This is a genomic window from Bacillus pacificus, assembly GCF_020861345.1.
Classification (GTDB): domain Bacteria; phylum Bacillota; class Bacilli; order Bacillales; family Bacillaceae_G; genus Bacillus_A; species Bacillus_A pacificus.
In genome coordinates, this window is record NZ_CP086328.1 from 2,677,665 (window position 1) to 2,693,806 (window position 16,142).

The following is a 16,142-nucleotide window of genomic DNA, read 5'->3' on the forward strand; positions in this document are numbered from 1 at the left end:
TTTCACCCCCTCTTCTTTTGATTTTCAACATACTGTTTAATTGTCTCAGTCGATACATTTCCAGCAGTAGAAACAAAATAGGAACGTGTCCATAGACTTGGCAAGTGTTGAAGATGAGGAAACTCTCCTCTCAAACGCTTCGATGTCACTCCTTTAATTTTCGCCATTGTGTCAGCAGGACTAAGTGTTGGTAGTGTATTTAAGAACAAGTGAACGTGGTCTTTGTCGCATTCCATTGCGACAATAGCAACATCCATTTCTCCGCATATTTCTTGAACCAACTCTTTGAAACGTTCTTCTACTTTTGTGTTAAGAAAAATCTTTCTTCTGTATCGCGGGCAAAACACAAAATGGTAGTTAATTAATGACACAGTTGTTTTGGTTCTTCTATAATCATGTATCATATTCACATTGTATCAGTTTTACTTTTAAACTACACCACAAAAGATACCAATATTTTGGATACTTAAAGTACCACAAACTTAGCGATTTTTAGTGGTACTCCGTATCCAACCTCACTTTCATCCCATGCCTAAAGGCGATGGGCTTTCCCGTTCGGAAAGGGCTGTAATAAATTTTATATAAAAACAAAATCTTATTCGTTATCCAATAACCACTTATTGTTTTTCGATAAATTTTTATTGATTATTCCCTTGCGATAAGCTATTATATCTTTACAGAAAATATTAATGTAAGGATTGAATTTATGGACAGGACATTAGAAATCACAAAGTTAAATATGTTTGTAAGGATTTTTATCCTCCCGATTATAGTAGGGATACTTGTTGGTATACTAACGAAATTGGGACAAGGTATACTTCCAGGACATTGGAATTCATTAGCTAACCTAGGAAGCGTTTGGTTAGTTCCATCCTTTTTTGTGGCTAGCTTTAGTTATTCTAAGCGTACAGCTATACTTTCTGGTATCCTTGCACTACTCGGTATGGTACTAGGCTACTATGGTTATGCAATAATATTTAAAAATGTATCTCATTCTATTTATTTTATTTCTGTATGGATAACATGTGCATTCATTGGAGGAACTATCTTTGGAATTGCAGGCTTTCTATGGAAAGATACTACAAATCCACTTCATAAATTAGGAAGTGCACTTATTGGTGGAGTTTTTGTAACGGATGGACTTCACATTCTTTTAAATTTTGAAGACTATAATCACATGTTACCTGTTGGATATACCGAAGTCATAGTCGGGATTATCTTGATTCTTGTATTAGAACGCTCTAATGCTAATCGAATTTCTTCTTTCTTAATGATGGTTCCTATCACTATTTTAGGATTAATTGGATATAAATTATTAAGTTTGTTTACTTAATTACAATACTGTATCATGAAAAAACAAAAGACTAATTCTATTATAGTCCACAAAATATATCACGAATTTGATCATTATACTTATTAATGTTGATACACTTATTCATAGGCTGGATTCATGAAGCTATCTCTTTCAAAGGGATAGCTTTTTTCTTACAAAAACTATTCATCAACTTTTATTAAATACTTCTAATTTAACAATCGTATTTATTAGCGTGGCATTATGTATACTAAGATGACCTTTTACCATTCCATATAATCGCCGTAAAGGTAAACTTTAACCAGTGGGGGTTTTCTTTATCACCCACTAATTATTATCCCTCATCAATCGGACTTTAATGAGCAATCCGCCCCCCATTAAAACGAGATAAAATAAGGCTAAAAAACTTATTTCCAAAGTTCTTTAGCCTAGATCACTTATTTATACATTATAAAATTTAATTCGTACAACCGTACCTTTACCACATGCCCATCAACTTAAGAACGAAAACAAAATGAACTTTCGTTCAAACAAACTAAAAAACACGTAATGTACTTTTGGTATTGAAAAGTACACACACCAAATAAACTCTAACGAGTTTCATTTTAAAAATTATGCAGCTTTCTTTTGTTTTCCAAACCCATTATACTCATAGACAACACCCATAATATCAAAGATAGTTTTCTTCTCATATCGATGAGATTTCCGTCCATTCTTCTGTAGGAGGTCGAACAAACGGATTAAAATCTTTGTTAGATTTTGGGTGTTTCTCTGTATCGCTTGATATAACAGCGATACATGATCTTGAATCATCCCAATGGCTTTATATTCACTTAATTCTCTTTTGTTCTTTTGCAAAAGAAGTTTACGCATCTTAAACATCGTAGAAGAACAGATAAAGATGGCAATAAGTCTTCCATACACATGACATTCTAATCGCTCTTTTTTGATAGTTTGCCAATGATGAATTTGAAATAAGGATTTCCACGTTTTAAAAATAATTTCTATTTGCCAGCGAAGGGAGTAAAAGTCATGTATTTGTTCCATCGGAACAACTCCTTCAGGCGTATTTGAGACATATATGTTGATACCCGTTAATCGTTTACTCTTTTCTGAAAATGTAATACCCTTTTTACTTTCAGTGTAACTTTGTTTTTTTCTACGTTCCTGTATCTGTTTGTCTGTTAAACGATAGATAATTACACGTGTGAATAGTTTTTGATTCTTTCCAATGTAAGCTTCTTTTATTTCGTATGTTTGACCGGGTTTTAAATTGTTCATAATATGTTCTAAATCAACTTGGATATACTGTGATTGCTTTTTTACGGTTCCGTTTCGAAAGTATTCTGGAAACGGATTTTTTACATACACGGTATGGTTTAATTTTAATCTGGATATATAATAAGCACCTCGTTGATCCATTTGATCTAAGTCTTCTAATGAAAAATAACCTAAATCACGGATACATAAATCGCTTGGACGTAATGTGTCTAAGCATTCTGTTCCAAAGGTCTTATCATTATTTTTTCCTGGACCTATCTGAAAGTTTAGAAACTGTCCGCTATGTAAGTCATATTCTAATTGAATCTTGATACCCGCTGTTTGTGCACAACCACCTGATCCAGGATATACATGGGCTAAATGTTTTGGTACTTGGAAAATCGTCGCATCTAAAATACGAATTCGTTGAAAATACGTGAGCGCCGCGCTTGAAATGGCCGATGTTTCACAGATTTTACTTTTCCATAATGCCGAAAAAATATATTTCAAAAATTCAACCGCTTTTTTATCAAAGCGTTTATTGAGTCCTTCTGGACTCATAAGAGTGCCTGTAGCCGCATGTAATTGACTGCATAGTCGAACAAGCGAGTCACTCGCTGTACGTTGACTTACCCAAATACATATGGTAGCTAATTCATTTCCAGAAAACTTTCGTTTTCTTTTTACAAAACCTAATTCTTTTGCGAGTTCTTCCAAAAGAGAAGGGGTTAAATGACGATACAGTTCTTCAGAAAATAGTTGTAATTCATCTTGAATCGAAAGATTCATAAAAAATGTCACCCTTTCTAGCTAGCTTTTTAGAAAGAATAACGTTTTTTGTCACTTGGGGGTAGTGAAAATTCTTAAGTTGATGGGCATGTACCTTTACCAACTTCTGAATGGATTTCTACACTATGCCCTAATTGCTTCGTAATTTCATATACGAGATATAGCCCCATTCCAGTTGATTCTTTAAAATCTCTACCATTTTCTCCTGTAAAGAAAGGTTTAAACACTCTTGGTAAATCTTGCTTCGGTATGCCTACACCGTTATCAGCAATTTCAAGTATAACATTATTACCTTCCTTACAAGCTTTCACTTTAATCTTCTCTCGGCTACCAGATGAATATTTAATCGCATTTGATAGTATTTGTCCAATTAAAAATTGTAACCATTTCGCATCACTTTCTACTGTAATGTCCTTATCAATTTTAAGCTCTGGATATACAAAATTCCGGATAAAGAAGCGTTTATGTTCATGCACGGAATCATTCACTATTTTATGTAATTGTACTCTTTCCACATAAAAATCTTGTGTAAATGCTTCTAAACGTGCGACATACAGTGCCATCTCTAACCCCTTTTTCAGCCTATCTGTTTCCTCATTTATGCTTTCAAAACGTGGATCGACTTCATCCTGTGTAATTAATTCTATTACAGATAAAGGTGTTTTCATTTGATGAATCCACTGATTCATAAAGGTTAAATGATCATTATTTTTTCTCTCTTGCATCTGAAGCTGATTTTGATAATGGCGATATTGCATCTCAAGTAGTTCTTGAAGAGCAGTCGACACAGCTGCAAAATCAGATTTTTGAACAGATTCATCTAAAGATTGCATCGGGTTTGCTAATCGTTCATAGAAAGTACGATGAGTAAAGTAACGAAATACTAAATAGCCTACCATAAAAAAGGCACCTAAAAACATTGCATACAATGCCGTCGCGATATGCTTATGTCCATCAAACCAATATACGAGAAATATGGATAGTAGTTGGATTGCTGTAAAACAAATAAGAGGTATATGATCACGTATAAACAGCTTTATCATTTTTCCATACCTGTATCCCAAGTAATATGCAATCTATATCCAACACTACGAATCGTTTCAATCGCATCCTCAATATGTAACGTTTTTAACTTTTTTCGCACACGTGTTGTATTTACACTCAATGTATTATCATCAACATAAGATTCGCTATCCCATAATTTATTTAACAATACTTCCCTACTCACAACACGCGGATAATTTTTCATTAACATTTCTAATAAAATAGCTTCATTTCTCGTTACATCAATTTCTTGATTCTTAAGCTTCAATACAAGCCTTTCAGGATATAAACAAAGACCATGTTGCTCAACCATCCGTTCTTCTATTTTTGGTGCATAATCTCCGTAAGCACGTCTTAAATGACTTCGAATTTTAGCCATTACAACTTCGTAATGGAATGGCTTTGAAATGAAATCATCGCCACCGTTTTCTAACGCCATAACTTGATCCATCGTACCTTCACGAGCTGAAATAAATAATATCGGACATGTAGAAACTCCGCGAATTTGACGACACCAATAGTACCCATCAAAACTCGGTAGATTAATATCCAATAAAACTAACTCTGGTTGTTCTTCTAAAAAAATATTTAATACATTTTGAAAATCCGATACAATAATTCCTTCATACCCGTATTTCGTAACATGTGTTGATAATAATTCTGCTATTTTCATATCATCTTCTACAATCATAATTTTAACCATTATTTACTCCTTTTTCGATCCGCAATCGTATATGCAATTATATAAAATAAATAATACCTTTTTTTATTTAATTCGTAAATTTAAAAAGGATACTTTTATACAAAAGCATCCTTCTTCTATTATTCTTACTTAATATGAAATTTACTCAAATTAAAACCTAGCTTCTCCATATAGTCCATACTTAGTTCCATTCGTGCCGTTTTAAGCGGGTCCACAACTTGACAAACTTTTAAATCACCGGCAGCTGATAATAAAAGAGTAGCATCAGCTTTAGACATTACTAATTCTTCATGTAAAAATGTCACCATATTACGTACAGCGCGATTCGCCGCATCATCTAGTAATTTATCTGAAGCAATCGTCATTACTTTTTCATTTTGGATAGCCATTGGTAGTGGCCATTTCTTTCCTTTTATAATCTGAACTGTTACCGTCACCTCACCAGCAACCTCTACTCCACTAACACCAATTTCACCATCACCCATCGCTGCGTGTAAATCACCTAATGCTAATAAAGCACCAGGAACATTTACAGGTAATAATAATGTTGTCCCTTCTTTTATCTCTTTACAATCCATATTCCCACCGTGATCATGCGGTGTGCCACATGAAATGCTCGCTTCTTTCGGCGCTGTTCCAATTACACCGATCATTGGATTAATCGGGATTTGTAGTTCATTTGAAAACAGAACATGTTCATTATGTATTGAGACGATTTTCACTGTATTTTCATGTAGCTCTTCACCCATTACGCCAAGATTCACCCCTGTAGTTAAAACACCTTGCTCTGCAATTTTTATCTTTTCAATCGTAACAACTAATATATCCCCAGGTTCTGCACCATTAATATATACCGGACCAGTCGCTGGATTAATCCGGTTCCAATCTAATTCTTGAAACACAACATCTTCAGAATTAATTTGATTTTCAAAGCAATCATATGTTTCAAATATAAGGCGACTCCCAATTTCTACTTCCATACATGGTTGATTTTCTGGTGACATTGCGTAAATGATATGGTCTTTCTGAATTCGATGCATATTATCTCTCCTCTTTATATTAGTCTACAATTAATAATTAGCTTTTTTCATAAAAGCTCCTTTTAATAATTAATGAATTTACATATAGAAAAGCACTTAGCTTATTTTCATACATACACTCTTTACTATAACAGGTAAAGAAAGGTGGTATCACTATGCCCCTTATTCCATATAACGAAAGCGATGTTGATTTACTAGCTCGTTTAATGCGTGCTGAAGCTGAAGGCGACGGTCGACAAGGTGAACAACTTGTTGGCTGTGTAGTAGTAAATCGTGTATTTTGTGATTGCTTAGATTTTAAACAACTTCGTTCTGTACGTGACGCTGTATATCAAAGCCCTGGTGGATTCGAAGCAGTGCAATACGGATATTTTTATCAACGTGCTCGTGAGTCAGAAAAAGAAATCGCACGAAAAGTTTTACAAGGTGAATGGCGCTGGCCTGCACGATGGGCTCTTTGGTATTTCCGTCCAGTTGGATCTTGTCCACCCCAATGGTATAACCAGCCATTTGTAGGACAGTTTAAAAGTCATTGTTTTTATGAACCTAGTGGTGACGAATGTCCGAAAATGTATTCACGGTAATAGAATTTGAAATGCAAGTACTTAGCCCTTTAAGTACTTGCATTTCTTTGAGCTTTTTAAAAATCTAATAATGTGATGAACTTTTCAACTCCTACAACATGTATTAATAACGGTATTCGAGGGCCACTGGACTGATTCATAATGAGCTTATATATAATAATAAATAATTGTTTTTGATTTTCTTTCATTATTTTTTTATTTTCATGATGACAAAGCGCGTACAATTGTTCCATTAAGTTAGAGTAATCTTTGTTAGAACGAAGTATGTTGCAGACTTCTACTAACCATTCTTTCTGTCTTTCATCTAATGTGTTGTAAAACTCTATATTTCTCTCTTGATTTACCGCCATTAATTTTTCAGATTGAAAGTTTCTAACCCAATACTCTGCACGTTTACTTATCGCTACCATATCCTCTAATGCATAATTCCTATCTATTTTGTCTAATATACCTTGTAAAATAGATGAATCAAAATTTAATAACGGTAACGTTCCTGCTACTTGATTAAATTTCGGATATTCTTTCAATTCGCTATCTACTCTAGAAAGTTTAATTGCATCAAATAAATCTTCATTTTTGAGCGTTTTATTTTTATAACGATCTTTTGATCGTTCATACTCTGTATAATTGCGAATCACATCTTCATCAAGACCGATATGAAAAGCTGCGTCTGGCCTATATTTTGCAAACATAAATAGAATCACTTCGGGCAAATACACTTTTAGCAACTCGCTAGGTGTAATACTATTCCCTGAGGAACTAGACATTTTTTCATGATTCCCTTTAATACCAATGAAATCGTAAGCAACGTAATGGGGCGCTTCACGATTGAATATTTTTCTCGCAATTTCTTTTGATACATTATAACTACCCGTTTCTGATGAATGATCTCTTCCGCCCGGTTCAAAAACAACATCCTCTATCATCCATCTCATCGGCCAATCGATTTTCCAATTCAATTTCATATTATTTGTATTTAGTATAGATAATTCATTTTGATTTCCACATTCACATTCATACCGAACTGTTTTTAATACTTCATCAAAATGCGTAATCGCTGTTGTATCTCTCCCGCATTTCTCGCAATATAACGTAACTGGATAGAAGCTCTCTCGCTCTTCTTCACTACATTCCCCAGTTTTATAATCCATTAAAATACCATATATTTCTTTTCTTTTATACAAAGCCTCTAATATGCTTTTGTTATACCTTCCGCTCCTGTATTCATCATGTTGATAAATAAATTCTACTTCAATTCCAAATGCTTGAAGAGATTCCTCAAACTCTTTTTCAAAATGATCAGCATATGAATTATGACATCCATACGGATCTGGTATATTACAGTATGGCATACCGATATACTTTATAAAAGATGGATCAATATTTTTAGGAACTTTTCTAAACCTGTCGTAATCATCCCATGAAAATATAAAACGCGCTTTTTTCCCTAAATCTTGAAGTGCCCTTACAACAAAATAAGTCGTTACGATTTCACGAAAGTTTCCAATATGAACAGAACCTGATGGACTAATCCCAGATGCGCAAATAAAAGTTTCTTTGTTTGGATGTTTTCTAATTAATTCATTTGCTACTTCATACGCCCAATGCATATACTACTCACCTCAATTATATTTTTGTTCTCACATTTTCATTTTTTTGCAATAAAAAAACTCCCACCCCCAAGATTATTCATCTTGAGGACGAGAGTTATTAGCTTCGCGGTACCACCTCAGTTTGTTAATATGTCGCCATACTAACCTCTTCAGGTACGGCAAAATAGCTTATACCCTATCTCTATAACGGGAGAACCCGTCGCACCATCCCTAAATAAATTAGTTCCTTGCGCAGCTCCAAGTCTTTTTTCGTTAAGATGTATACCGCTCTTTCTCAGCTACCAGAGCTCTCTGTATGTATTCTTTCTTAACTACTCTTCTCTTCCATGCCATTTTAAATATTAGTTTTTTCATATGATAATTTAAAACGACTCTATTGTCAAACTTTTCCGAAATAAAACAGTATAATTATCTAAAAAAAATTCTTTATCGCTTCTAATTGAATTTTGTGGCTACACTCATCACAACAATATAACCCTTTTGGTTTCTCTTTAAATCGCTTATATTTTTCACTACCTTCATACACACGAAATATATTTTTACAAGAAAAGCAAATAATTTCATAAAACATCATATGCATTTTCCTCTCCATGTTTATACATTTTTTAATCGCTCGAGAAAATTACTTTTCCATAGTACAAATCTTAATATCTTCTGATTAAAAGGTTTACCTCTATTCTTATCGAATTATATAAATATCTTATAAAGCGAGGTGGACATCTTGGACAGTAATATAGAATTAATTTTAGATGCGAAAGCAAGTTTAGCTGAAGGACCATGTTGGGATGAAAAAAAGCAGCTTTTATACTGGGTTGATATTGTGGAGAAACAATTATGCATATTTAGCCCTACCGCTAATACAAACCGAGTAATTGCTCTCAATCAACAAATTGGCTGTGTTGTTCCATATTTAGATGACGTACTACTCCTAGCTATGGAAAATGGCTTTTATTCTATTAATATAAAAACAGAAAAACTGACACATATTTTTGACCCTGAACCACATTTATTTGATAATCGTTTTAACGATGGAAAATGCGATCCAGCAGGACGTTTTTGGGCAGGTACTACAGATACATACGGTATTAATGCTGTAGGTTCCTTGTATTGTTTAAATAATAGTTTAAAGGTAGAGAAAAAAGTTTCACATGTAAATACATCAAATGGCATCGCTTGGTCACCTGATTATACATACCTTTACTATATTGATACACCTACTAAAAAAGTAGTTCGTTTTCATTATAATATTTGTACTGGAGAAATTCGTAATCCAAATGATGTAATCATTTTCCCCGAAAATGACGGTCTACCTGATGGTATGACAATTGACGAGGAAGGTTGTTTATGGATTGCTCATTGGGGAGGTTCAAAGATTACGAGATGGAATCCTTCAACTGGAGAACGAATATTAAGCATCCCAATTCCAGCGCTATATGTAACCTCGTGTACATTTGGAGGACCTAATTTAACAGACCTATATGTTACAACAGCCAGAACAAGAATGACAAATAACGAATTAAAAGAATATCCACATGCTGGTGGTATTTTTCGAATTCAAACAAATATAAAAGGTTGTCCTACCCATTCATTTCGCAATAATAATATTGGAGCTGAAACAATATGAATCGTCTCGATTACATAAGACAAGAAGAAAAGAAATATCATGACCTTTGCTATGAACAATACAAACTATTTGAAACTGGCTCTTGGCTTTACAAACCAGTTAAAACAGTTATGGATTTGATGGATTATTTTGAAGGAAAAAACAACTTGCAAGTACTTGATCTCGGCTCTGGCGTTGGAAGAAATAGTATTCCAATTGCCCAAAAGATTCAAAATACTAGTGGTACTGTTACATGTGTGGATTTACTTGATTCTGCTTTAACAAAATTACAAACTTATAGTAAAGAATATGGTGTAATTAATAATATTAAAACAGAACAAGCAGCAATTGAAAACTACTACATTCAACCTAATACTTATGATTATATCGTTGCAGTATCCAGTTTAGAGCATGTTGAGTCAGAAGAAGATTTAAAACACGTGCTCCATTCTATGAAAAAAGGTACAACAAACGGCGGTATTAATTGTTTAATTATTAACTCGAACATACAAGAAATTGACTTACATACAAATGAAGAATTAGATGCTTTAATTGAAATTAACCTTCCTACTGAAGATATGATATATCTATTAAAAAGTATTTATAAGGAATGGAAAGAAATTAAAGTTGAAATAAAAGAATTAGTCTATGATATTGTTCGCGATGAAAGGCATATTCAATTAAAAACAAATGCTATAACATTTATTTTTCAGAAATAAAACTATAAAAGGTAAGGTTTTCCCCTCATATATTTAGAGAAACACCCTTACCTTTCAATGATCAATTCTTCAAAAAATTACTTCGTTATTAGTTTTAGCTTTATCTAAAACATTATTTTTATTAGAAATACTATTAAGCTATTAATTAAATTCATTTGTTAATAATTGCTTGTCGAGCTTTTTCTTTATCATCAAAATGAATAGTTGAATCTTTTAAAATTTGATACGTTTCATGCCCTTTCCCTGCAATCAAAACGATATCATTAGAAGATGCCATGTTTATTGCGTGAGTTATTGCAAGTTCACGATCTACTATTTTAGGTATCTCAATATTTACATCCCTTTCTACAATTAGCGCTACAGCACCATTCTTCACTGCATCTTCAACAAATTGATGTCGATCTTCAAGAAAACCATCGATACCTGATACACATATAAATAGATCTCCATCAGTTATCTTTCTAGAATCCATTTCTAACCCCGTAATTTCTACATCCATATTGCCAATAGTTTCTTTAATCAATAACAAATTCGCCAGCTCTTTTAGTTTCAAATGTTCCGCCCCCTTAAATATTCCCCCTATTTATTTTACCACTTTATATAAAATAATGGCTTAAAACCCCATATTGATTTAACGAAATTTATTCATCTTAAATAAACAAAAAATAAAAGAGCACTTGTTTCCGCAAGTGCTCTTTTGGGGATTTTGAGATACCCTATTAACGAAAGTTAAGGTTACTTAAAGTTAAAAGGTATTTCTATTATATGCTTGTCCTCTTTATTTGTGCATAATTAATATATAAACATATTTAATCATTCTTAATAACTTTTAGTTATAGTTCTTTCTTACATTTTATCGTTAAAAAGTTGATTGAAGGTTTATTTGCCATGTTCTTATTTGGTTCATCAATTTCCGAAACTTGTACTAATCCATATTGATTAAAATCTTTTTTTATAGATTCCGAATCATAGAAGAACATTTTTACACCTTCCATTATCTCATAATAATCTTTATCCAACTGTTTTCCTTTTCCGTACATGGGAGCTTTTTTAGAAACAGTTGTAAAAACCATATATCCGTCTGGTTTTAACTGATTATAACAATCTTCAATAAATTTCTCTCTTTCCTGTTCATTCAACAAATGAAGAAGTGCATGACTAAATATCCCATCATACAGTTTATTATCAAAAGGCATTTCGTTTACCGAACCGTGATAGATACTAACATCTTCTAGTCCGTTTTCTCTTGCTAAATCGATCGCTGTTTTCGAAATTTCAATACCTGTTACATTTATACTATTTTCGATAAATACCTTCGCGTTTCTTCCATAACCAATACCCGGAACTAATATGTCCTTAACGTTCTTTTCTAGAAAAAAATCTTTTGCCAAAATTGCAGATTCTGTAGGTTCAAAACCCCACATCGTTTGTTTCTCAATAAAACTTGATTCCCAAAATTCCATTATGTTTCTATCTCCTTGTTCTAATCCTATTTTTAGTATCACATTAAAAACTTATAAATTTTAGTGCTGTGGCTACCTATGCCAAATTAATTTTTTTACCACATTCACTATAGGTTCATTGAATATAGCATAATAATAAGCCTATATCTAATTTTAAGATTGGCTTATTATTTCCCCTATATTAATATGTAAAAAAATAGAAAAACCAATACTTCCGTTGTAGTATTGGTTTTTCTTAAGATAAATTATCTTTTTATATTGTACTGATCTATTACTTTTTCTAACATTTCTAAAGTTATCGGTTGAGCTTTCTCTATTAATTGGTAACCAATCCGCCCATTCGGCTCAGCTGTAACTTGCTGTAAGCTCTTCAGATCATGAATTCCTTTTTCTCTTAATTGCATATATAGTTGTTGTTCCGACATTTTCGCCTTCATCAAATTCTCTTTTACAATCTCTCCATTTTCTACTACTATAATGCTACTGCCATTTAGGAATTGTTCCATCTTCTTTGATTTCAATTCAAAGAAATGAATGATAAGAAGGACGGCTGCAAATATTACAGCTGCAAATATAGATGGGCCTACTTTCCTACTTAATACAGGCTCCACAATAATACGTGCAATTGATACTACTATAATAATTTCAGCTCTTGTCATTTGGCTAACAGATTTACTACCTGTCATTTTTAATGCAATAATCCCAGTCAGAATTAAAATAATGCTTTCAAAAATCATATTCATAATAGCCCAATCCTTTAATGGTGAATGTTACTAGCATTCCCATTTCATATAGCATTCTAAATGTATTTTAATTAAACTTTTTTGTAAAAATCAAACTTACATATACTGAAAAAGAATTTATTTTGACCAACCTTTTTCAATAAGGATTTGATGGTCCATCTTCCATTGTCAAAAAAAGAAAAAGCACCCGAATGGATGCATATAGATTAAACTTATTCATTATTACTTTCTTCACTTTCATCATCAACTGATTTGGAGTCTAACATGCTGCCTATATCAGGCGGTAAAGCTAACTCTATTCCAGCCACTGGTTGATTATCTTCATTAAACCATTGTTTCTTAAATTTAATCAATTCTTCATTTTCCTTTTTTTCATCCATATTACCCCACCTTTTATGTACATGATATGAAACATTTTACTTAATATGTACATTGAGAAAGATAATATACTATTTGTACATAATGAAAGAGCAAAAACCATTCTCTGTTTTCACAACCCGTTGTACCTATTAAAGAATCCCCGTACATGTTACTCCGCGCTCTGCTATCATATTAGTGTCTAAACATATGTGGGCTATGTGACAAGTACCTGGTCATTTTGTTCATTATTCATATGAGACAAATACTTTTAAAGAGGTAATTATTCCTTGACTTAATTCCTCAAAACATTGTTCAAGTGTGGTCCTTCTAAAACTAATTTATTTTGTTCCATTTATAACCCTCACATTTTATAAAAATATATTCTCACTACATTTCAAACAATGTATAATAAATTCATCTAAAATTTAAGCTATAACGTTGGCTAGCACCCAACAGTGATAATATGATAATTGAATTTGATGGATATGGAATTAATGAGTATGTTTTTGGCCTTAATTGTTCTCTTAAAGAGTTAATGATAATGTATTTAAATGTTAAAAATGAAGAAATATCTAATAAAGAGCTTCTAATTTTATTTTGTATGCGGTACCACTATGAACGAATCCCAAAGTTATTACAAGAAGACCTCTTGAGCGATGTTGTTATTGATTTAGATACAGACTATATTTATATCCCTAATAGATAACAGTAAACTAGATTGAGTGAATAGAAATTACGATTCAGCTAAGTGTTTAATAAAATAAGTCATTGCCCAAATTAATGTCGCAAATTGAGTGACAAAATACATTGTCCATTCAAAACCAGTCAATTTCCTCTCTCGTTTAACCTTCTTTAAGTACCTGTAAAATATAAATGTACTTAAAAACATAAGTAACAATGATAATTGTTGTAAATCATCAATTATACGTACTGCCATAGACTCTATCAGCCTCCTATTCAAAATAAACACTACACTTTAAGGTTAACATTTATTGGTAGTTTATTTCCATTTAAATTACTTATATCCAAAATAAAAAGAGCATTCAGCTATTGAGTGCTCTAAAAAATATTAATTTAACACATTTTCCCCGTAATGATTTTATGACAGTTCTCTTACTTTTTATAACTCAGTTCTATCACTGCCGGTATATGATTACTATCATATTTCCTTGTATAGATTTCTCCATTTGGAGTAACTAATTGTAATACAATCTCGCCACAAACACCATGTGGTATTTCAAATTTACCTTCTATATTTGAAACACTGCGTTCCTTACTTTCAATTGAATCTTCATAAATTTTCACATTAGATATAGGTTCGTTATTTTGATCTACGATAATGCCTCTTGAATACTTACCAATCGCGATACATTGATCATCTTTTCTATAATAATTAATTAGAACGACAGCTCCAATTATAATAGCGATACACACAAACAAGAGAATTATTTTGCGTCTCACAATAAACCTCCTAATTCAATTTATTCTTTTTTAAATTGAAAATTTAGACGTTCTACTTGTTTGATTTCCTCCACTACTTTACGAATTCCTTCCTCAATCCTATCTTCCTTTACATTCGATACGTTTAACTTTAATAGTCTTTGTTTCGGAAAACCTCTCACATAATTTTTATCAATCGAATCAATCCTGATTTGTATTTCACTTAGTCTTTGTATCAACATGTCCGAAATACTTGTTTTATGTACTTCTAAACAAGTATGGATTCCAATTGTATTTTGCTTTTTATATGTGAATAAAAGCGGGTTTTCACTATGCATTCTTTCTAATGCTTCTGCTAGTTTTTTAGATCTATTATTATAGGAAGATTTAATTTTATTTTTATGGCGTTCGAACATGCCACTCTTTATATAAATTTCTAAAGCAGCTTGGGATATCATTGGACTATCGATATCTAAAATCTTTTTATATGTATGAAAAGCACTCGAAATAGCCGTTGGAATAACTGCTACACCAACTCGTAAACCTGGAAAAATAATTTTTGAATAACTTTTTAAATATATAACATGATTACCATGATCCAAGCTATATAACGGATCAGCTTTTGAATCTGTTTCTAAATCTGCTAAATAATCATCTTCTACTATAAATACATTATATTTCTTAGCCAATAGCACGATTTTTTCTTTCTCACCTTTAGAATAAGAAGTTCCAAGTGGATGATGATATCTCGGTATTGTATAAAAGAATTTTATTTTACCAGTTCGAAAAATACGCTCCAATTCATTTAAACCAATACCTTCATTCGTACGTTTAATACCGATTACAGGGACTTTATTTATTTCTAGATATTCTATATATAAATGATACGTTGGCTGTTCAACTAATATTGTTTCATTTTCATTTGGAAATGGTATAGAAGTTAATATTGCAAGTGCCTGCTGCACACCTGATGTTATAAAAATATTGTCTTCTTTCGTGAACACTTGATAATTTGCCAACTGTTTTTGAATGACTGGAATTAAAGATGGTAACCCTTTCGGTGTTCCGTATACGAACAAATCATTTTTATAAGTATCAATTGCCTTATTCATACAATGCTGAAAATCTAAATATGGGAAAACATCTGGATCTGGTGCTGAGGAAGCAAAATCAATTATCCCGTCATTTTCTACAAAACTCCCTGACTTTTGAACAACGTAGTATCCACTTTGAGGGATAGAATATATAATGTGACGCTTTTCTAATTCATGAAGTGCACGTATAACTGTCGCCTTATTACATTCATATTGCGTAACAAGCGATCGTATAGACGGTAATTTCTTTCCTTCTTTTATTTCTCCATGTTGAATCATGTTTTCTATATCATTAAAAATACGTAAATACTTATACATTTTACACCTCCTTCAGCAATTTTATATTTAATTACATCGATTTTTCATCCATATAGC

At 32.3% G+C, this 16,142-nt stretch carries 18 protein-coding genes, 1 pseudogene and 1 other annotated feature; of the genes and pseudogenes, 5 read left to right on the forward strand and 14 right to left on the reverse strand.

The genetic code is table 11. From position 1 onward, the window contains the following. Positions 1 to 2: 2 nt before the first annotated feature. Positions 3 to 404: an IS200/IS605 family transposase gene (gene tnpA, locus LMD38_RS14090; RefSeq protein ID WP_228920366.1), complete on the reverse strand. Its 402-nt coding sequence runs from the start codon at positions 402 to 404 to the stop codon at positions 3 to 5. Between the two features lie 302 nt (positions 405 to 706). On the opposite strand from tnpA, the gene LMD38_RS14095 reads away from it, so the two are divergent. Next, positions 707 to 1,333 (forward strand): DUF6518 family protein, encoded by a 627-nt coding sequence (locus LMD38_RS14095; protein WP_000376247.1) that lies wholly within the window; start codon positions 707 to 709, stop codon positions 1,331 to 1,333. Between the two features lie 591 nt (positions 1,334 to 1,924). Here the strand turns inward: LMD38_RS14095 and LMD38_RS14100 are convergent. The 4 genes from LMD38_RS14100 to LMD38_RS14115 form a co-directional block, all read right to left on the reverse strand. After that, positions 1,925 to 3,361, reverse strand: a complete 1,437-nt coding sequence (locus LMD38_RS14100) for an IS4 family transposase (RefSeq protein WP_001053964.1) — start codon at positions 3,359 to 3,361, stop codon at positions 1,925 to 1,927. Between the two features lie 74 nt (positions 3,362 to 3,435). Beyond that, complete coding sequence (locus tag LMD38_RS14105; protein WP_228919786.1) at positions 3,436 to 4,404, reverse strand: sensor histidine kinase; 969 nt, start codon at positions 4,402 to 4,404, stop codon at positions 3,436 to 3,438. Further along, entirely contained in the window at positions 4,401 to 5,108 is a 708-nt protein-coding gene (locus LMD38_RS14110; protein ID WP_062822428.1) for a response regulator transcription factor, read from the reverse strand. The genes LMD38_RS14105 and LMD38_RS14110 overlap by 4 nt, the downstream gene beginning before the upstream one ends. Positions 5,109 to 5,233: 125 nt before the next feature. Beyond that, positions 5,234 to 6,148: an acetamidase/formamidase family protein gene (locus tag LMD38_RS14115; RefSeq protein WP_227585513.1), complete on the reverse strand. Its 915-nt coding sequence runs from the start codon at positions 6,146 to 6,148 to the stop codon at positions 5,234 to 5,236. 155 nt (positions 6,149 to 6,303) lie between these two features. On the opposite strand from LMD38_RS14115, the gene LMD38_RS14120 reads away from it, so the two are divergent. Continuing rightward, positions 6,304 to 6,732, forward strand: coding sequence for a cell wall hydrolase (locus tag LMD38_RS14120; RefSeq protein ID WP_016717568.1), 429 nt, complete (start codon positions 6,304 to 6,306; stop codon positions 6,730 to 6,732). Between the two features lie 56 nt (positions 6,733 to 6,788). On the opposite strand, the gene lysS is transcribed toward LMD38_RS14120, so the two are convergent. Both lysS and LMD38_RS14130 read right to left on the reverse strand, forming a co-directional pair. After that, positions 6,789 to 8,342 carry a lysine--tRNA ligase gene (gene lysS / locus LMD38_RS14125; protein ID WP_061182427.1) on the reverse strand — a complete coding sequence of 518 codons (1,554 nt, stop codon included), beginning with the start codon at positions 8,340 to 8,342 and terminating at the stop codon, positions 6,789 to 6,791. A gap of 83 nt (positions 8,343 to 8,425) precedes the next feature. Next, positions 8,426 to 8,681, reverse strand: a binding site (T-box leader). Between the two features lie 76 nt (positions 8,682 to 8,757). Next, positions 8,758 to 8,925 (reverse strand): DUF2197 domain-containing protein, encoded by a 168-nt coding sequence (locus tag LMD38_RS14130; RefSeq protein WP_016717565.1) that lies wholly within the window; start codon positions 8,923 to 8,925, stop codon positions 8,758 to 8,760. A gap of 141 nt (positions 8,926 to 9,066) precedes the next feature. On the opposite strand from LMD38_RS14130, the gene LMD38_RS14135 reads away from it, so the two are divergent. Together LMD38_RS14135 and LMD38_RS14140 are read left to right on the forward strand one after the other, a co-directional pair. After that, a complete protein-coding gene (locus tag LMD38_RS14135) occupies positions 9,067 to 9,969 on the forward strand; it encodes an SMP-30/gluconolactonase/LRE family protein (RefSeq protein ID WP_016717564.1) in 903 nt (300 codons plus the stop codon). After that, positions 9,966 to 10,667 carry a class I SAM-dependent methyltransferase gene (locus LMD38_RS14140; protein WP_016717563.1) on the forward strand — a complete coding sequence of 234 codons (702 nt, stop codon included), beginning with the start codon at positions 9,966 to 9,968 and terminating at the stop codon, positions 10,665 to 10,667. The genes LMD38_RS14135 and LMD38_RS14140 overlap by 4 nt, the downstream gene beginning before the upstream one ends. Before the next feature lie 280 nt (positions 10,668 to 10,947). On the opposite strand, the pseudogene LMD38_RS14145 reads toward LMD38_RS14140, so the two are convergent. The 4 genes and pseudogenes from LMD38_RS14145 to LMD38_RS14160 all read right to left on the reverse strand — a co-directional run. After that, positions 10,948 to 11,220: pseudogene (locus tag LMD38_RS14145) on the reverse strand (Mur ligase domain-containing protein); the annotation flags it as partial. 280 nt (positions 11,221 to 11,500) lie between these two features. Continuing rightward, positions 11,501 to 12,130: a class I SAM-dependent methyltransferase gene (locus tag LMD38_RS14150; RefSeq protein WP_016717561.1), complete on the reverse strand. Its 630-nt coding sequence runs from the start codon at positions 12,128 to 12,130 to the stop codon at positions 11,501 to 11,503. 245 nt (positions 12,131 to 12,375) lie between these two features. Next, on the reverse strand, positions 12,376 to 12,873 hold the full coding sequence (locus tag LMD38_RS14155; protein WP_016717560.1) for a DUF421 domain-containing protein: 498 nt from the start codon (positions 12,871 to 12,873) through the stop codon (positions 12,376 to 12,378). 212 nt (positions 12,874 to 13,085) lie between these two features. Continuing rightward, on the reverse strand, positions 13,086 to 13,253 hold the full coding sequence (locus LMD38_RS14160) for a hypothetical protein (RefSeq protein WP_016717559.1): 168 nt from the start codon (positions 13,251 to 13,253) through the stop codon (positions 13,086 to 13,088). 443 nt (positions 13,254 to 13,696) lie between these two features. Between LMD38_RS14160 and LMD38_RS14165 the strand changes: the two genes are divergently transcribed. Continuing rightward, positions 13,697 to 13,939 carry a hypothetical protein gene (locus tag LMD38_RS14165; protein ID WP_016717558.1) on the forward strand — a complete coding sequence of 81 codons (243 nt, stop codon included), beginning with the start codon at positions 13,697 to 13,699 and terminating at the stop codon, positions 13,937 to 13,939. Between the two features lie 27 nt (positions 13,940 to 13,966). Here LMD38_RS14165 and LMD38_RS14170 read toward each other — a convergent pair whose 3' ends face one another. From LMD38_RS14170 to LMD38_RS14180, 3 genes are all read right to left on the reverse strand, one after another. Continuing rightward, positions 13,967 to 14,170, reverse strand: a complete 204-nt coding sequence (locus tag LMD38_RS14170; RefSeq protein WP_016717557.1) for a hypothetical protein — start codon at positions 14,168 to 14,170, stop codon at positions 13,967 to 13,969. A gap of 176 nt (positions 14,171 to 14,346) precedes the next feature. Next, complete coding sequence (locus LMD38_RS14175; protein WP_016717556.1) at positions 14,347 to 14,694, reverse strand: hypothetical protein; 348 nt, start codon at positions 14,692 to 14,694, stop codon at positions 14,347 to 14,349. Between the two features lie 20 nt (positions 14,695 to 14,714). After that, on the reverse strand, positions 14,715 to 16,085 hold the full coding sequence (locus LMD38_RS14180; RefSeq protein WP_062822432.1) for an aminotransferase-like domain-containing protein: 1,371 nt from the start codon (positions 16,083 to 16,085) through the stop codon (positions 14,715 to 14,717). Positions 16,086 to 16,142: the final 57 nt, after the last annotated feature.